Source organism: Natronosalvus sp. KLKA75 (assembly GCF_059736265.1).
The window spans coordinates 535,156-552,610 of record NZ_CM185522.1 but is presented as its reverse complement, the minus strand read 5'-3'; the positions used below and the strand labels follow the sequence as shown (position 1 = coordinate 552,610).

General features: G+C 66.3%; 14 protein-coding genes. 3 read left to right on the top strand and 11 right to left on the bottom strand.

Going from position 1 to position 17,455, the window contains the following annotated elements; genetic code table 11:
• The 6 genes from argC to AC6I65_RS02670 all read right to left on the bottom strand — a co-directional run bounded on the left by argC (position 1) and on the right by AC6I65_RS02670 (position 6,774).
• A complete protein-coding gene (gene argC / locus AC6I65_RS02695; RefSeq protein ID WP_497902549.1) occupies positions 1–1,086 on the bottom strand; it encodes an N-acetyl-gamma-glutamyl-phosphate reductase in 1,086 nt (361 codons plus the stop codon).
• Positions 1,086–1,994 (bottom strand): lysine biosynthesis protein LysX, encoded by a 909-nt coding sequence (gene lysX, locus AC6I65_RS02690; protein ID WP_497902548.1) that lies wholly within the window; start codon positions 1,992–1,994, stop codon positions 1,086–1,088. The genes argC and lysX overlap by 1 nt, the downstream gene beginning before the upstream one ends.
• On the bottom strand, positions 1,991–2,155 hold the full coding sequence (lysW, locus tag AC6I65_RS02685; protein ID WP_253432542.1) for a lysine biosynthesis protein LysW: 165 nt from the start codon (positions 2,153–2,155) through the stop codon (positions 1,991–1,993). The genes lysX and lysW overlap by 4 nt, the downstream gene beginning before the upstream one ends.
• Positions 2,156–2,364: 209 nt before the next feature.
• A complete protein-coding gene (argH, locus tag AC6I65_RS02680; RefSeq protein WP_497902547.1) occupies positions 2,365–3,870 on the bottom strand; it encodes an argininosuccinate lyase in 1,506 nt (501 codons plus the stop codon).
• A gap of 2 nt (positions 3,871–3,872) precedes the next feature.
• Positions 3,873–5,111, bottom strand: coding sequence for an argininosuccinate synthase (locus AC6I65_RS02675; RefSeq protein ID WP_497902546.1), 1,239 nt, complete (start codon positions 5,109–5,111; stop codon positions 3,873–3,875).
• Positions 5,112–5,391: 280 nt separating this feature from the next.
• Entirely contained in the window at positions 5,392–6,774 is a 1,383-nt protein-coding gene (locus AC6I65_RS02670) for a helix-turn-helix transcriptional regulator (RefSeq protein WP_497902545.1), read from the bottom strand.
• Positions 6,775–7,015: 241 nt separating this feature from the next.
• Here AC6I65_RS02670 and AC6I65_RS02665 point away from each other — a divergent pair, with 241 nt between their 5' ends.
• Positions 7,016–7,516, top strand: coding sequence for a 2'-5' RNA ligase family protein (locus AC6I65_RS02665; protein WP_497902544.1), 501 nt, complete (start codon positions 7,016–7,018; stop codon positions 7,514–7,516).
• A 65-nt stretch (positions 7,517–7,581) separates the two neighbouring features.
• On the opposite strand, the gene AC6I65_RS02660 is transcribed toward AC6I65_RS02665, so the two are convergent.
• On the bottom strand, positions 7,582–9,690 hold the full coding sequence (locus AC6I65_RS02660; protein ID WP_497903147.1) for an ATP-dependent DNA helicase: 2,109 nt from the start codon (positions 9,688–9,690) through the stop codon (positions 7,582–7,584).
• 255 nt (positions 9,691–9,945) lie between these two features.
• A complete protein-coding gene (locus AC6I65_RS02655) occupies positions 9,946–10,908 on the bottom strand; it encodes a cation diffusion facilitator family transporter (RefSeq protein ID WP_497902543.1) in 963 nt (320 codons plus the stop codon).
• Between the two features lie 149 nt (positions 10,909–11,057).
• On the opposite strand from AC6I65_RS02655, the gene AC6I65_RS02650 reads away from it, so the two are divergent.
• Together AC6I65_RS02650 and AC6I65_RS02645 are read left to right on the top strand one after the other, a co-directional pair.
• Positions 11,058–12,896 (top strand): Hvo_1808 family surface protein, encoded by a 1,839-nt coding sequence (locus AC6I65_RS02650; protein ID WP_497902542.1) that lies wholly within the window; start codon positions 11,058–11,060, stop codon positions 12,894–12,896.
• A gap of 36 nt (positions 12,897–12,932) precedes the next feature.
• Entirely contained in the window at positions 12,933–14,504 is a 1,572-nt protein-coding gene (locus tag AC6I65_RS02645; protein WP_497902541.1) for an Hvo_1808 family surface protein, read from the top strand.
• A gap of 57 nt (positions 14,505–14,561) precedes the next feature.
• On the opposite strand, the gene AC6I65_RS02640 is transcribed toward AC6I65_RS02645, so the two are convergent.
• The 3 genes from AC6I65_RS02640 to AC6I65_RS02630 are packed head-to-tail and all read right to left on the bottom strand — an operon-like array spanning position 14,562 to position 17,270.
• Entirely contained in the window at positions 14,562–14,852 is a 291-nt protein-coding gene (locus AC6I65_RS02640) for a hypothetical protein (RefSeq protein WP_497902540.1), read from the bottom strand.
• Positions 14,852–15,853, bottom strand: a complete 1,002-nt coding sequence (cydB, locus tag AC6I65_RS02635; RefSeq protein WP_497902539.1) for a cytochrome d ubiquinol oxidase subunit II — start codon at positions 15,851–15,853, stop codon at positions 14,852–14,854. Before cydB ends, AC6I65_RS02640 begins: the two co-directional genes overlap by 1 nt.
• Positions 15,846–17,270: a cytochrome ubiquinol oxidase subunit I gene (locus AC6I65_RS02630; protein ID WP_497902538.1), complete on the bottom strand. Its 1,425-nt coding sequence runs from the start codon at positions 17,268–17,270 to the stop codon at positions 15,846–15,848. Before AC6I65_RS02630 ends, cydB begins: the two co-directional genes overlap by 8 nt.
• Positions 17,271–17,455: the final 185 nt, after the last annotated feature.

The following is a 17,455-nucleotide window of genomic DNA, read 5'->3' as shown; positions in this document are numbered from 1 at the left end:
TCAGGGCGCCCCCACGGGATGCAATCCCGTAAACTCGAGCCCCGCGGTTTCCTCGAGCCCCAGCGCGATATTCGCGGCGTGGACGGCCTGGCCAGCCGAGCCCTTCATCATGTTGTCGATAGCCGAGAAGACCACGATCCGTTTGTTCGAGGGGTCGAGTTCGAAGCCGACCTCGGCGATGTTCGTCCCCGCGACCGCTTTGGGTTCGGGGTAGCGGTAGACGCCCGAGCCGCCGGCGGCCATGCGGACGAACGGTTCGTCCTCGTACGTTTCGCGGTAGGCTGTCCAGAGGTCGCCCTTCGAAACCGGGCCCGAGGGGAAGACGTGACTCGTCGCGCTCGCGCCGCGAACCATGTCCACCGCGTGGCAGGTGAACGCCACCGAGGTGCCGAGGAACTGCTCGATCTCGGCCTCGTGGCGGTGACCCGTCGGCGCGTAGGGGCGGACGACGCCCGAACGTTCGGGGTGGGAGGAGGCCTCGCCACCGCCGGCGCCGCCCTCTGAGGAGCCGACTTTTACGTCGACGACGACCTGCTCTCCTCCCTCGAGGATGCCGTGCTCGAACAGGGGGTACAGTCCCAGGATCGTGGCGGTGGCGTTACAGCCCCCGCCGGCGATCAGGTCCGCGCCAGTGAGGTTCTCGCGGTTGATCTCGGGGAGGGCGTACTCCGCGCGCTCGAGGTACTCCGGACTCGTGTGCCCGTCGTACCACTCGTCGTACTGCTCCTCGCTCTCGAGACGGAAGTCCGCCGAGAGGTCGACGACGGTGTCCGCGACGTCGAAGAACTCGTCGATCTGGTCCATCGAGACGCCATGTGGCGTCGCCGTGAAGAGCACGTCGACGGACTCGAGGTCCTCGGGGTCGCTGAAGCGCAGGTCGCTCCCGCGCAGGGGCGGGTGCTTCGAGCCGACGCTCTTTCCCGCCGCAGAGCGGCTCGTGGCCTGCTGGATCTCGAAGGTGGGGTGGCCGGCGAGCAGGCGGAGGAGTTCCCCGCCCGTGAAGCCGGTACCACCGACGACGGAGGCGGTGACGGTCTCGGCGTCGATCGCGGTCGCGTCGTCCGCAGCTTGTGCGCCCGTCGCCATCAGAGCGTCACCTCGAGTTCGGCGTCGTTCGCCCCGTCCTCGTCGGTCGTGGCCTCGGCCTCGGCTTTCGCCTCGAGCCAGTCGACCACGGTCCCGGGAACGTCCACGTCGACGGCGTCGTTGAGCGCCTTGAACTCGACGGTGTGGTTGACCTCGTGGACGGTGTACGAATCACCTGTTTCCATGAGGTCGATTCCGAGCAAGCCGCCGCCGACGGCGTCGCTCGCCTTTTCGACCAGATCGAGCGCTTCGTCGTCCAGCTCGAAGGGCTCGGTCGTGGCGCCCTTGGCCGCGTTGGTGAGCCAGTGGTCCGAGGAGCGAGCCATCGCCGCCACGGGTTCGCCGTCGACGGCCAGGACGCGCATGTCCCGGCCCGGTTTCTCGACGAACTCCTGGACGTAGAACACCTTGTGCTCGTAGTGGCCCAGGGTCGCCTTGTGCTCGAGGATCGCCTCCGCGGCGCTTTTCGAATCTATCTTGGCCATCAGGCGCCCCCACGAACCCACGACGGGCTTGAGGACGCAGGGGTAGCCGAAGCTCTCGATGGCCTCGAGGGCGCTCTCTTTGGTGAACGCCACCTTCGTTGCGGGCGTGGGGACGCCCGCGGACTCGAGCGCGAGGCTGTTCTTCACCTTGTCGGCGCAAATTTCGGCCGTCTCGTTGCTGTTGACCACGGGGACCCCGTAGGCCTCACAGAAGCGCGTGGCGTAGAGGCTCCTGCTGGTGGCGAGACAGCGGTCGACGACGAGGTCGAGGTCGGCGAACGTCTCGCTGGCCTCGGCGACGTCGAAGGTTTCCTTGCGCACGTCGATCTTTTCGACTGCGTGGCCGCGCTCGCGAAGCTCGTTGAGGAGGAGCTTCTCGTCCTTGCGGATCCGGGAGTAGAGGATTCCTACGTGCAAGGTCACTCACCCCAGTCCTCTTCGAGCTCGGGGGCTCGCTCGAGGACTGGCGGCTCGGTGTCGATGACTTCGAGTTCGGCTCCGCAGGTGGTACAGTCGACGATTTCTCCGACTTCCAGATCGTCGTGCAGGGTCAGATCCGCCCCACACTCGACGCATTCTGTCATTGTACTCCCCTCTCGGAGACGACGTACCTTAAACCCTTCGAACCTATCAGGGAAAATATACTACTATACTTCCGTCTAACGGTATCAAAATACTGTTTTCCCGCAAATCTTGTTTCGAATGTCATCGAAATAGTATAGTGTCCCCTGGCGGGGACGGCGGCGGCGATCGCGGCGACCGCACCGCCGAGACAGGTCGGAGGGGGCGACGCTCACGCATACGTCATCACCTCGGACCGTAGCTCGTCGTGGGCGATCTCGAGAGCAGTCGCGAGGTCGCCTACGGCCGCCTCGTGGCTCTCGAGCGCGTCGCGAGCGGACTCGAGCTGGGACTCGACGGCGTCGGGCGCTGGCCCACCCGTCGAGTCGCGACTGGCCACGCTCGCCGCGGGGTCGAGCGCCGACTGGACCTCGGCCGAATCGGCGTAGGTGTCCAGGGGTTCGCCCAGCACGTCCCCGGCGGCCGCCTCGATCGCGCCGTAGTCGGCCCCGTTCTCGGCGGCGACGGCCACGATCTCGTGGGCCGTCCGGAATGGCACCCCCTTCGCGGCCAGCAGGTCCGCGACGCCGGTCGCCGTCGAGAAGCCGGCTCCCGCCTCCGCGGCGAGGGCGTCCTCGTTCCAGTCCGCGGTGGCGACCGCGCCGGCCCCTACGCGCGTCGCCTCGAGCACGGCGTCGACCGTCGACCACGCGTGCGGGGTAGCCCGCTGGAGATCGCGGTTGTACGCGCGTGGGAGTCCCTTGAGCGTCGTCGTCAGGCCCTGCACCCCGGCGGCCGCGTCGCCCGCGACCGCGCGGACGAGTTCGAGCGTGTCCGGGTTCTTCTTCTGAGGCATGATCGACGACGTCGAGGAATAATCGTCCGAGAGGTCGACGAAGCCGCGGTTGGCGAAGAGGATCACGTCCTCGGCCAACCCCGACAGCGTCGTCGACAGCGTCGACAGCGCCTGGACGGTTTCGAGCAGGAAGTCCCGGCTCGAGGACGCGTCCATCGAATTCTCGATCACGCCGTCGAACCCGAGCAACTCGGCCGTCCGCTCGCGGTCGATATCGAAGGTCGTCCCCGCGAACGCGGCCCCGCCCAGCGGCGAGACGTTGATCCGCGCGTAGGCCTCGAGCAGGCGTTCGGTGTCACGGCGAATCGTCCCCTCGTAGGACAGCGCCCAGTGGGCGACCGTCGTCGGCTGGGCGGGCTGGAGGTGGGTGTAGCCGGGCATCGTCGTCTCGACGTGCTCGCTCGCGACCGCTGCGAGCGCCTCGCGCAGCGCGAGCGTCGCCTCGAGCGCCTCGAGGACGTCCTCGCGGAGGCGGTACCGGATGCACGCCGCGACCTCGTCGTTACGGCTACGGGCGGTGTGCATCTTCCCACCGTCGGCTCCAACCTCGTCGATGACGGCCGTCTCGATGGCCTCGTGGACGTCCTCGCCGTCGGGGAGGCTCGCGTGCCCGTCGACCTCGATGGCGTCGAGCGCGCGTAGAATGTCGGCCGCGGTGTCGTCCTCGATTATCCCGCACTCGGCGAGCATCACGACGTGGGCGCGGTCGACCGCGAGGTCCGCTTCGAAAATGCGCTCGTCGGCTGCCAGTGAGGAGAGGAACCCTCGCGCGGGGCCGCCGCTGAAGCGGTCGCGGCGGACGACGCTGTCGGCGTCGCTCTCGTCGGTCGAACTCGAGCGGGGCGCGTCAGTGTCGTCCTGCAGGGAATCCTCTCCGGACATGTTCACTCGTCGGTCGTCTCGGCCCCGCCGTCGGTCGCCATCTCGAGGCTCTCACCCTCGCCCTCGCCTTCGAGCGACTTGTTGGCCAGGCGGCGCTGGAACCCGTGGTACTTCGCGACGCCCGTCGCGTCCTCCTGGTCGATCTTGCCGACGGTCTCGGTGTCGAAGGAGGCGTGGGCCGCCGAGTACGCCGCGTACTCGCTGTCGCGGGCGACCGCGCGAGCCTGGCCGCCCTCGAACTTGATCGTCACCGTGCCCGTGACGCGCTTCTGCGTCTCGGCGATGAAGCCCTCGAGCGCGCTCACGAGCGGGGCGTCGACCAGGCCCTCGTAGCCCTTCTGGGCCCATTGTTGGTCGACTTGCCGTTTGAACTGACGCTCCTCCTGGGTCAGGACGAGACCCTCGAGCGACTCGTGGGCGTTGAGCAGCGTCGTCGCCGCGGGGTGCTCGTAGTTCTCCCTGACCTTGAGTCCGAGCATGCGGTCTTCCATCACGTCCGTGCGACCGACGCCGTGGGCGCCGGCGACCTCGTTGAGGTGCTCGATGAGGGCTACGGGGTCCATCGCCTCGCCATCGACGGCGACGGGGTAGCCTTCCTCGAACTCGATCTCGATCAGTTCGGTCTCACCGGTGGGTTCCTGGGTCCACTCGTAGATGTCTTCGGGTGGGACGTAGCTGGGGTCCTCGAGTTTGTCGCCCTCGACCGAGCGACTCCAGAGGTTTGTGTCGATCGACCAGTCGCCCTCGTTGCCGCCCTCGACGGGCAGGCCCTTCTCAGCGGCGTACTCCTGTTCCCACGTGCGCGTGAGCCCGAGTTCGCGGATAGGCGCGATGACCTCGAGGTCCGAGTCGCGCCAGATGGCCTCGAACCGGAGCTGGTCGTTGCCCTTACCGGTACAGCCGTGAGCGATGCCCGTACAGCCGTGTTCCTCGGCGACCTCGAGGATTTTCGAGGCGATCACGGGGCGAGCGAGTGCGGTTCCGAGCGGGTAGCCCTGGTAGGTCGCGTTCGCGCGAACGCCATCGAGACAGAGCTGGGCGAATTCCGCTCGCGCGTCGACGACGTAGTGCTCGAGACCGAGGGCTTCGGCGGTTTCTTTGGCTTCGGCGAACTCCGAAGTGGGCTGACCGACGTCGACCGTGACGCCGATGACGTCGTCGTATCCGTATTCTTCCTCGAGCAGCGGGACGCAGATGGTCGTGTCCAGTCCGCCCGAGAACGCGAGTGCAACGCGTGTCATATCGTACTCGAGTACAATCGGCTACGGGACTTAAATTCGTTGGTTTAAATATTGTAAATTAAGAGTGGAGCGGACGCTAACCGGGAAAAACAGGAAATCCTGCAACGTTGAGCAATACCGAAATCTGGGGATGAAGTAGTAGTGGGCCTAGAGGCCCGGTCGTCGTCGCGGGGCGACGGCGCTCGCGCTACCGAGGACAGCGAGAACGGTAGTGGCGACTGCGCTCATCTGGACGAACGTACGATACTCGAGCTATTAAAGGCTACTGGGTGGGCAAATGTTACGTTTCGCCGGTGTCCGATCCGTTCGCGGCGACGCCGTTGGCCGACTCGGCCTCGTCGGCGAGCGTCAACACGTTCTCCCGACCGATCCGGAACGCCTCGATCGTCCCCTCCTCGCGGAGGCCGCTGACGACCTGACTGGTCTTCGCCTCGGTCCACTCGAGCGTGGAAACCACCTCCTGTTGTTTCATTCGGCCGCCGTGTTGCTCGAGCAGGCGAACGACGCGTTCTTCGTTGCTCAGTAACGCGTCCGGCGGCGTCGGCTGCTGGCGTCGAGGCGTCGACTCCGGTTCGGACGGTTCCGGTTCGGGTTGCTCCTTCCAGGACCCGATCGGGAAGTCAGTGGAATCACCGTTCCGCAGGGTGAGCCAACCCACCACAGCCACGATCGCGAGGACGAGGAGTCCGAGGGCCGCCAGCCAGGACAGCGGGAGAGACGACTGGTCGTCCGGTTCGGGCGGTGACGACTCCGAGGTCTGCACCATGAGTTCGATAAATGGCTCGTCCTCAAGGAAATCCGTCTCGTCGCCGTTCCAGATCGCCGCCTGCTCGCGCCGATCGTTGGGGAACGGTTCGATCGTCTGGGCACTGAAGTCCGCCGGCCAGGTGACGATCAACTGCGTACGGTCGTCGAGTTCGAGATGCCCGAAGGCGTCGCCGATCCTGATCCGGTGGTTGAGTTCGACGCTCGCGAACTCCTCCCACAGGAACTGGACGCGGACGTAGCCGGTTTCCTGAGGCGTCGACGTCTCCTCGAGCGAGACGCGGTAGCCGCTGGCAGTCATGTCCCGGCCCGTCTCCGTGGCGGCGGCGTCGACCCGCTCTGACCAGTTGGTCTCGACGTTCTCGAGGTACGTCTCGTTTTCCGCCTCGAGCGTCGACCGGACCGACTCCCAGCGGTCGGTGGCGTTTTCATCGCCGTCGAGTCGGTACCGGTACTCGAGGGTCCAGGTGGCCGATCCGTTCTCGTGGACCGTCACCTCAATCGTGAGTTCATCGTAGCCGGGCGGCGTCGCTCCCGTAATCACGCTCTCGTTACCCGTCTCGTTGGCCGTGGTACCGTCAGTCTCGTTGGCCGCGTTTCCACCCGTATCGTCGCTCTCGTTGGCGTCTCCGGTATCGTTCGCGTCGTCCGTCTCGTTGGAGTCCTCCTGGAGCGCAGTACTCTCGAGTGACTCCACCGACGGTTCCGTTAGAACGGTCGCATCGCTCACCGATCCAGCTGTCATCCCGGCGTCAGTCGAACCGTCCAGGCCGAGACGTGCACCCGCTTCGGCCTCGAGGTCGCCGCCGTCGGCGACAGCGATCGATGGAAATCCCGCGCACAGACACCCGAGCACGACGAGCACTCCGAGGAGCGCCCGGTGCTCCCTCGCATCCATCGTTCACCATTGGCAGGGCCGGACAAATAGGTCTTTCCGACCCGGAACCGGTTGCGCCCACTCGAGCGGCGCTCTTCTCCTCATTCTCTCGACGTTTTCCACGGTAGACTCGCGATCGGTGTGGAACGTTCGATCCCATCCCCCCTCTCCTCTCGAGCACCTGCTATACAAAGTATAGTTTTGAGCGATCGTCCACCGAACACCGCCACGCTCATACCGCCCCGGAGAGTACCCCAGACCAGTGTACAGCGTCAACGTCCCCGTTCCCGGCCGCGTTCGGGCGCTCGCGGCCGACCTCTATCCGTCGCTGGTCGGCTTCGACACCGTGCGGGACGACCACTCCCTCCTGCTCAAACGCCTCGGCGACGCCCCCCAGGTCGACCGCCTCCAGCACCGCGCTCACCGCGCCCTCGAGGGCGCCCCCGCGGTCGAGGCCGCGATCACCGGCATCGACTACTTCGCGGAGCCGCCGCTCGGCTCGGCGCCTGTGGTCTACCTCGCCGTCGAGAGCCCCGGCCTCGAGCAGATTCACCGCGACCTCGCCGAGGTATTCGACCCCGTGGAGGGACTCGAGGGACCTGACTACGTTCCACACGTGACGCTGGCCCGGGGCGGCGATCTCGAGACGGCCCGCCGACTCGCCGACCGCGAGATTGACCAGGTGACGTGGACCGTGAGCGAACTCGAGTTCTTCGACGGCCAGTATCGCCTGCCCGTGAGTCGGATTTCGTTGCCAGCTTGAGTACGGTCCTGAACCCGCGAGAGAGCACGAAAAACTGCGAAAGGCCGTGGGAGCCCGCGACCCGCTCAGGGCGCCGGTGGCTCCCCCGCGTACCGATCGTGGTCGCCGTAGAAGTTCATCATCGCGAACTTGAGCTTCTCGGGGTCAAGGTCCAGCAGTTCTTCTCGTTCCTCGTGCGGGAACGTACCGTTGACGCTGTAGGTTCCCAGGTCGGATTTGGCGCGTCTCGAGTAGCGTCGGTCGAGGAGGGCGCGGACGCCGACGTCCTCGGGCGAGCGGATCACCCGCCCGAGTGCCTGCCGGGTCTTCCGAACAGTGGGGATCTCGACGGCGTAGCGCCACCCCGTGTCGGTCCCCTCGAAGGCGACATCGTAGGCCTCCTGGACCGCCTCGGCGCGGTCGTCGAGGTGCGGGTAGGGGACGCCGACGACCAGCACCGTGTGGGCGTCGTCGCCGTCGAAGCTCACGCCCTCGGCGAGGGTCCCCCAGAGCGAGGTACAGCAGACGGCGTGCTCGTCGGCGACGAATTGCTGGCGAAGTTCCTCGGCGCCGACGCCAGGCTCGTCCAGGTAGACCGTCGCGTCGGTCCGTGACTCGAGGCGCTCGGCGTATCGGGCGGCTTCGCCGTAGTTCGGAAAGAACGCGAGCGTGTTGCCCGGCGTCATCCGGACGGCGTCGTAGATGGCCTCCTCGACCTCGGTCTGGACCTCGGGGTCGTCGCGGGCGGAGGCGAACAGCGCGGGCGTCTCGACGGCGTAGGTTCGTCGGCGATCCTCCGGGAACTGCAGTCCGTAGGCCATCGTCACGCACTCCTCGAGGCCGAGGACGTCCTCGGTGACCTCGAAGGGCTGGATGGTCGCGCTCATCAGGACTGTCCCGGAGACGGCCTCGAAGAGCTGTCCGGTGACGTGGCGGGGGAGACAGCTGTACAGTTCCGCCTGGCCGTAGACCTCGTCGGTGCCCGCGTCCCGGCGGACGGAGACGACGGGGTACAGCCCCTGGTCAGTCCCCTCGTCCATCCAGGCCGCGACGAATCCGGCCGCCTCGAGGGTCTGGCACTCGGTTCGGGTCGCGGTCTCGCCCTCGCGGTAGGCCTCCTCGTACTCCTCGTCGAGTTGCTGGCCGAGTTTGCGCGCGGCCTCGAGGTCGCCCTCGATTCCCTGGCCCGAATATGCCTGCAGGAAGGCGAGCGTGAGGTCGTCCCGGCGGCCCTCGTTGCTGATCGGGACGTCCTCCCAGTTGTTGCCGACCGACTCGCGCTGGCCGAAGCCGAAGCTGTCCTCGTAGGTCTCGACCAGTGCGTCGCGAAACGCCTCGAGCACGTTCGCGGCGTCGTCGGCTCGCGGGTCGTCCGTCTCGGCGAGTTCGTCCAGCGCGCTGTCGAAGGTTCGCTCCGAGCAGGCGCGGCTGGCGTGGTCGCGCGCGGCGTCCTCGACGTTGTGCGCCTCGTCGAAGACGGCGATGACGTCATCCGGATCGCGCCCGAGCCAGCGGAAGAACTGCTCGCGGATCATCGGGTCGAGCAGGTGGTGGTAGTTACAGACCACGAGGTCGACCCCCTCGAGGCCCTCCTTCAGCAGTTCGTAACCACAGAGCTCGCGCTCGTCGGCGTACTCGTAGATCTCGTCGGGCGTGCGGACGTCCTCGAACAGCCAGCCGAAGAACTCGTCGGTTGCCTCGGTATCGAGCAGGTTGTTGCGGTAGTGGTCACAGACGTTGGCCTCTCCCAGATCCTCGATCTGTTCCTCGAGGTTCTCGAGTTCGTCCATCACGGCCGCGCGAGCGTCCGCAGCGGACTCGCTGCCCGCCTGGCTCTCGGCCAATAGGTCGCGCTGGCGCCGCTCGAGCTGGGCGTGGTCGCTCTCGGCCTCGACGAGCGCGCGGGTGTTGTCCCGCAGGGTCTGGCACTCCTCGTAGCCGACGTCGATGTGACACATCGAGGACTTTCCCTTGAAGACCACCGCGCGGGTGGACTCCTCGCGAGTGATCGCCCGGGCCTCGGCGACGAACTGGCGCATCTGCTGGTGGACGTTCGTCGTGATGACGACCGTCTTGTCCTGCTCGCGAGCCACCTCGAGAGCGGGCACGAGCGCCGAGAGGGTCTTGCCGGTCCCGCAGGCGCCCTCGAAGAGGACGTTCTGCCCACGCACGAGGGTGTTGTAGATGCGGTCCATTGCCTCGCGCTGGTTCTCGTAGGGCTCCTCGTACGGGAAAAAGCGCAGGTACTCGCCCACTCCTGGCACGAGTGATGATTGGGCACTCATCCGATAAAAGGGTTCGTCTCGCCCGTGAGTTCGTTCGGTCGAGCAGTCCAATCGGTTCGAGTGCAGTTAGTGGACTCGAGCGCGGTCAGGGTAACACGAGTTCGGTCAGCCCGACTCGAGTACGGTCAGGGTGACACGAGTCCAGTCAGGACGATTCGGGCCCAGTCAGGCCGACCCGGGTCCCGCCATCTCGGGTTCGATGTAGACGCGCTGGATCTGACCGTCGTGTTCGCGCAGGGCGTCCTCGATGTCGGTAATCCGGTCGTCGATGGTTTCCGTATCGAGAGTCGGATCGAACGCGACGTCGGCGGTGACCAGCAGTTCCTCGGGACCGAAGTAGACCGTACGGAAGTCGACCAGACTGACGACACCGTCCCAGCCAGCGACGATGTCGCGAAGTTCGTCCTCGTCGGGTTCGGGGAGGCTCTCGCCGAGGATGAGCCGCTTGTTCTCCCAGGCCAGCGCGACCGCGAATCCCATGAGCAAGATACCGATGACGAGAGCCGCGCCCGCGTCGTAGATCGGGTTCTCGAACGTTCTCGAGAGGTAGATCCCGAAGAGGGCGATGCCGGCGCCGGCGAGGGCGATGGCATCCTCGGTGAGAGCAGTCAGCGTCGTCACGTCGCTGGTCTTGCGGAAGGCCTCACGTAAGGTTTCCCAGCCGTGTTCGTCCATCTGGGCGGTGATGCCCTGGTAGGCCTTCCAGAGTGCGTAGGTCTCGAAGACGATCGCCCCGACCAGGACCGCGTAGTTGACGTAGATGGGGTCGACCGAGGCGCCGAGTATCGGTACGGGTTCGCTCGCCCGGTGGACCTCGCCCGCCCGCAGCGCCTGGTAGCCGTGTTTCGCGCTCTCCCAGCCGGCGATGCCGAAGAGCATGATGCTCACGAGAAAGCTGTAGAAGAACTGCGCCTTGCCGTGGCCGAACGGGTGCGACCGGTTCGCTTCCTGGGCGCCGTAGCGGATGCCGATCAGCAAGAAGACCTGGTTTCCGGTGTCGGAAATCGAGTGATAGGTCTCCGAGAGCATCGCGGGGCTCCCAGTGAGCGTGAAGCCGATGAATTTGAGGACGGCGATCGCCCCGTTCGCGAACAGCGCGGCGAGCACGACTTTAGTGCTACTGGCCATCGGTTCCTCCTTCGAGACAGGTCACCAAAGAAGTATGCCAGTCGAATCGAGTCGAGCGGTTTCGAACGCCCGTCACCGGGACGCTCCTTCGAGCCACGTCCCGAAAATGGACAGACACTTTTATCCGCCCGTTGCCCCGAGAGAGCACAATGGGAATCGGGAACACACGGGTTGCGGTCGTCGCCGCGTTCGTCGCGCTGATCGTCCTCTCGGGGACCGTCGCTGGGACCGTCGGCGCGGTCGCCCCCGCTGCGGACGCCAACGGGATCGACGGAACGACGCTCGAAGGGGAGACGGCGAGCGAGGCAGTACTCGAGGGACCAACGGCGAACAGGACGTCACTCGAGGGGCAGACGGCCTTGACCCTCGATCTCGCCCAGGACGACGGCGACCTCGTCCAGGCGTGCGCCGCGGATCCGCCGGAAGACTTCGATGCACCCGCGGGCGGAAACGACACCGTCGGCTGGTTCGACGGTTACTGGTACAACCAGCCACTCGAGGTCGACGCCTCTGACGGCCTGACCCAGGTTGAACTCGAGAAGGTCAGCGCCCGGACGGCCGCTCGAATCGAGGCGCTCCGGTGTCTCTCCTTCGAGACGCTGCCGCCGGTCGAAATCGTCGACCGCGAGACGTTCGCCGAGGAGAGCGCCGGCCAGTACGAGGACGTCGACCAGCGAACCCGGCAGTTCGACAACGCCCAGTTCGAGACCCTGCTGCTCATCGGCAGCGACGAAGACGCGGTCGACGTGCGCCAGGCGGACCGGAGCGCGACCGTCGGCGGCTACTACGACTACGTGAACGACGAGATCGTGGTGATCTCCGAGAACAGCGAGCAACTGCAACTCGACGAGGCCATCCTGGCCCACGAACTCGGCCACGCCCTCCAAGACCAGCACTTCCCGCTCGAGGAGTACGTCCGCAACACGACTGACCGCGACAACGCCATCCTGGGCGTCATCGAGGGCGACACCCACCGGATGGAACAACAGTACCTCGCGTACTGCGAGAACGACCAGTGGAACGAGCCCTGTATCCTCGACGACGGCGGCGACGGTGGCGAGGGTGAGCAGGGGCAGGTGCCGCCCAACTGGGGCCTGTACTTCATGCAGTTCCAGCCCTACAGCGACGGCCCCTCGTTTGTCCAGTCGGTGTACGACGAGGGCGGCTGGGACGCCGTCAACGCCCTCTACGACGACATGCCGGACTCCGCCGTCGAGGTGATCTATCCCGAGCGCTACGGCGAGTTCGACGCGAACGACCTCGAGGTATCCGACCGCTCGAGCGACGACTGGGAGCGACTCACGTTCGAGGAGGGGCCGAACTACAACGTGATCGGCCAGGCGGGGCTCTCGGCGATGTTCATGGACACGACCTACGATCCGGCCGTGTCCCCGGTCGTCCCCATGGAGTCGATGCTGAACCTCGACGGGAACGGCGACATCGACACCACCGATCCCCTGAACTACGACCTCGAGCCCACGAACGGCTGGCAGGGCGACAAACTGTACGCCTACGAGAACGGTGAGGGCGAGACGGCGACCGTCTGGGCCCTGGAGTGGGAAGACGCCGACGAGGCCGCCACCTTCGTCGAGACCTACGAGCGACTGATCGAGGTCCGGGGCGGCGAGCGCGTCGACGGCACCGCCCACACCTACACGTTCGACGACGGCTCCGAGTTCGACATGGCGCTGACGATCTACCCCGAGGACGAGCGACTATGGATCGTCACCGCCCCCACCGTCGACGACCTGACGGCCGTCCACGGCGACGTCGAGGTGCTCGAGGACGGCGAGAGCCCGCTCGTGGACGGCGACAGCGAGACCGGCGACTCGAACGACTCGAACGGCTCCGAGAGCGACGCGGACGGTGACGACTCGAGCGACGATGAGTCGACCGACGACAGCATTCCCGGATTCGGGATCGGTGCCGCCGTGAGCGCCCTGCTCCTCTCGTTCGCAGGCCTGGCCCGCGTCCGTCGGAATCGATAGGAACGCCTTACTCGCTGGCTCCCCTCGAAAGACCAAATGCGAACGCGCGGCCACCTCGTTCTCGTTACCATCACCCTCTTCGTCGTCCTCGCCGGCTGTGCGGCCCCCTTGACGACGCCGAGCGACGCGCCCGCCTCCGCCGATCGGGATCTGGGAACGATCTACGGCTACAACGCGACGAGCACGCTCGAGGTCGACGACCCCGCCCGGCTGAGTCGGGACGAACTCGAGGCCGTCACCTACCGCGCGATGGCTCGCCTCGAGGAGCTTCGCGGCCTCCGGTACACCGAGGACGTCGAGGTCGAGGTGTGGTCCCGCGAGGAACTTCGCGAGTGGTACGGCGAGAGCGAGCCCGCCGACGCGTTCACGAACGAACTCTGGCGCGCCGCGTTCGTCGTCGACGGCGAGACCGACGCCAACGAGGCGTTCGACTCGCTGTACGGCGATTCTGTGCTGGGCTTCTACGTCGACGGGCGAATCGTCGTCGTCACCGACGACCCCGACGCCGACCGCCTCCGAATCGACCGTACCACGCTCGTTCACGAACTCGCCCACGCCCTCCAGGACCAGCAGTTCGGCCTCGAGCGCCAGGGGACGACCATCGACGCACGCCGCGCGGAAAACGGGCTCATCGAAGGCGAAGCGGCGTTGCTCGCCCACCGCTACGAGCAGCGGTGTCGCGACGATTCGGCGTGGGAATGTCTCCCGGAAACGAACGACAGCGGTCTCGAGGGAGGCGATGGATCAGAGAGCGGTGACGAACCATCGAATGACGACGATGACGACGGTGATGGTACCAGCGAAACGAGCCAGCCGCTGAACGTCGGGCTCTACCTCTCGATTTATGCACCCTACGCCGAGGGACCGACGTTCGTCCAGTCGATCTACGACGCCGGTGGCTGGGACGCCGTCGACGCCGCCTTCGCCGATCGCCCGACGAGCACCAGCCAGCTCGTCCACCCCGAGCGCTACCCCGACGGCCGGCCGGTCGACGTCGCGGTGGACGACCGATCGAGCCCCGCGTGGTCGCCAATCACCGACGACAACGGCGACATTCGAACCGAGACCGTCGGCGAGGCGACCCTCTTCGGGGCGCTGTGGGCCAACGGGGCTCTGGATCACTCGCTGCTCGACGAGGAACGCGAGTTGTCGCCGTACAACTACTCACATCCCGCCACCGCGGGGTGGGCCGGCGATACGTTCGTCGCCTACGAGGCAACAGACGACGGCTCGACCGAGGACGGGGACGGCGATGGCGACGACGAGGACGGAGACGGAGCCACCGGCCACGTCTGGGCCCTCGAGTTCCGCACGCCGGCGGACGCCGACCGCTTCGCCAGCGCTTACGAGCGCCTGCTCGAGAACCGGGGTGCCGAGGACGTCGACGCCGAGAGCACGACGTACCGAATCGATGACGACGAACCCTTCGCCGGGGCCTATCGGCTCGTCGTCGACGGAAGCCGCGTCGAACTCGTCGGTGCGCCGACGGTCGAGGGGCTCGAGGGGATTCGCCCGCTCGAAAAATCGCAGGCGACGACGTCGATAGCCATGGGTGGAAACGCGCTCGAGGTGCCGGCAGCGGTCGGGACGGTTTCGGCCCGAGTTTGAGTCTGAGACTGATCCCGAATCCGCCCGGACCGGCGGTTCAGCCTGGAAAAGAACCAGCTAGTGCGCCCCGCGCTCGCTCCGGAGCCACGCCTTGATGAGTTCGTTCACGTTGTGAAAGATAATGGCGACGGTGAGCAGTGTCGTCGTCAGGTAGATCACGAAGCCGGGTGGCCCGCCGACGGTAGCACCGAGAATGCCGCCGGTGATGCCGACGACGGTGAGTTCGATCCATGTCAGGAGCACTCGAGAGCCCAGCCGTGGTGGTGACGACTCGAGCGCTCGCGACTCCGATTCCGGTCGGCTGTCAGGACGGTCGCTCGATCGTCGATCGTTGTGACCCCTCCTCATCAGTAGGATTCACCCGCTTCGATCGGTCCGCTGAACGTGGAGTAGAGGACGACGAAGTAGACGAAGATCAGCGGGAGCAAGATCGCCGCCCCGATCGACATGAGGTTGAGCGGGAGCGTCGAGACGATGGCCGACTCGACCGTCAGGCTGCCAGCCCGGTCGATTTCCGGATACATCAGGCCAGCGACGATGCCGACCAGGGCGAAGACGAGCCCCGCGGCGGCGCCAAAGGCGAGGTAGTAGCGGTCCTCCCGCGTCGCCAGCGCGTACACGCCGGCGAGGGCGAGCGTCACGACGACGAGCGCGACCACCGGCGCGGAGAACAGGCCTGGTCGGAGGTCGGGCGCCGCGGCGTAGACGGAGCCAATCGTCGCCACGATCAGGACGAGGTACGCGCCGAGCGCTCGGTAGCCGTCAGTCCGGAGGTCGTCGCGCAGGTCTCCTCGCGTCTTCAGCCGGAGGAACGCCGCACCGTCGACGACGGTCAGCGCGACGAGGGCGAGTCCGACGATAATCCCCGGCAGCGTGACGATCGTCGTCGCACCCAGCAGCCAGTTCGCCGTAAACATCCCCAGGAAGAACGGCGCCGTGAGGCTGCCGACGACGAACGCCCGCCCCCACCAGGTCTGCCACGTCTCGTCGTGGCGCTGTTCGTACATCTCGGGGGAGAGTCCGCGAACGATGAGCGCGCCCAGGATAGCGAACATCAGGAGGTAGTGGCGGCTGAACAGGTTGGCGTAGACGGACGGGAACGCCGCGAACATGGCCCCGCCGAACACGACGAGCCACACCTCGTTGCCGTCCCAGAACGGTCCGATCGCGGCGAGAAGCTGTTCGCGCTCCTCATCGTCCTCCCGCGTCGCGAACAGCGCGCCGGCGCCGAAGTCGAACCCGTCGAGAAACAGGAACGTCCCGAGGATGAAAAACAGGAGGCCGAACCAGAGGTCCGCGAGTGGGAGTCCGAACAGCGGTTCAGCCGCGAGCGCGTCGACGTCAGTCATCGACGCTCACCTCGGATGTCGGCGTCTCGGGCGCGTCTCGAGCGGCGGATCCGTCGACGTCCGGCGGCCCGGCGCGAACGATCCTGGCGACGACGTACGCGTAGAGCGTGAGCAAGCCGAGGTAGACGACGGCGAACCCGGCGAGCGTCAGCGTCGCTTCGGCCCCAGTAAGTCCCGGCGAGACGCCGTCGCTCGTTCGCATGACGTCCTGGATGACCCAGGGCTGGCGGCCGACCTCGGTGACGATCCAGCCCAGTTCGACCGCGACGATCCCGAGCGGCGCCGAGAGCATCAACGCTTTGTGGAGCAGGTCGTCCTCGAGGAGTTCGCCGCGCCACCAGCGGTAGCCGCCCCAGACGGCCAGCAGGATGAACCAGAAACCGAGCGCGACCATGATACGAAACGCCCAGAAGACGATCGCGACGGGCGGTTGGGGACCGTCGAACTCCTCGAGGCCCTGAATCGTCGCCTGCGGGTCGCCACCGCTGGCGAGCCACGACGCCCCGCCCGGGATGCCGATGCCGAACACGCTCTTCGCGCGCGGATCGAGCAGGTCAGTGAGACTCGTCGGGAACGCGACGAGGTACTCGGGGACGTAGGTGTCGGTCTCCCAGACGGCCTCCATCGCGGCGAACTTCTGGGGCTGGGTCTCGAAGACGTGGCGGGCGTAGAGGTCGCCGTGGATCACCTGCAGCGGCGCGGTGACGATCAGTGCGATCAGGCCAAACTTGAGCGTCGTCTCCCAGAACTCGACGTTCTCGACGGGGTAGTCCCACACGTGATGGCGAAAGACGAAGTACGCCCCGAGGCCGGCCATGAACAGCGCGACCGACTCCACCGCCGCGTTTTGCATGTGAACGAACATCCACGGGAACCGGGGGTTGGCGTAGGCGGCGATCGGGTCGACTAGGGTGACGATCACCTGGTCGTTCTCCGTGACCAGTTCGTAGCCCCGCGGCGTCTGCATCCAGGAGTTCGCGATCAGAATCCAGACGGCAGACAGCCACGTCCCGAGGCCGACGGCCACCGCCGAGACCATGTACAGCGCGTCACCGACTCGCTCGCGGCCGAAGACGAAGACGCCGAGGAACGTCGCTTCGAGCATGAACGCCATCATTCCCTCGAGCGCGAGCGGGCCGCCGAACAGTTCGCCGGCGGTCGTCGAGAACGCCGCGAAGTTGGTGCCGAACTCGAACTCGAGGACGATTCCCGTCACTGTCCCGACGACGAAACTCACGGCGAAGATCTTCGTCCAGAACCGGCGCAACTGCTCGTAGATGGCCTCGCCGGTTCGAATGTCCTTCCACGTGAAGTAGACGAGAAATGGCGCGAGGCCCATACTCATCACGGGAAAGATGATGTGGACGATGGTCGTGAGGGCGAACTGGAGCCGACTCGCGAGGACCGGGTCGATCATCGCGGGACGTACCCGTCGTCACTGTCCGGTTCGTCGCACACTACGACCGAGCCGTCGGCCGGGTGTAAAACCGAGCCCATTGGTGGAGATATGGGCAACGTCCCCCTATCGTTTGTGGTCGGAACATCGTGCGTCTTACAGGAAGGAAACGAGCGCCGGGATGGAGGCGTCGGCGGGGCTGCGTG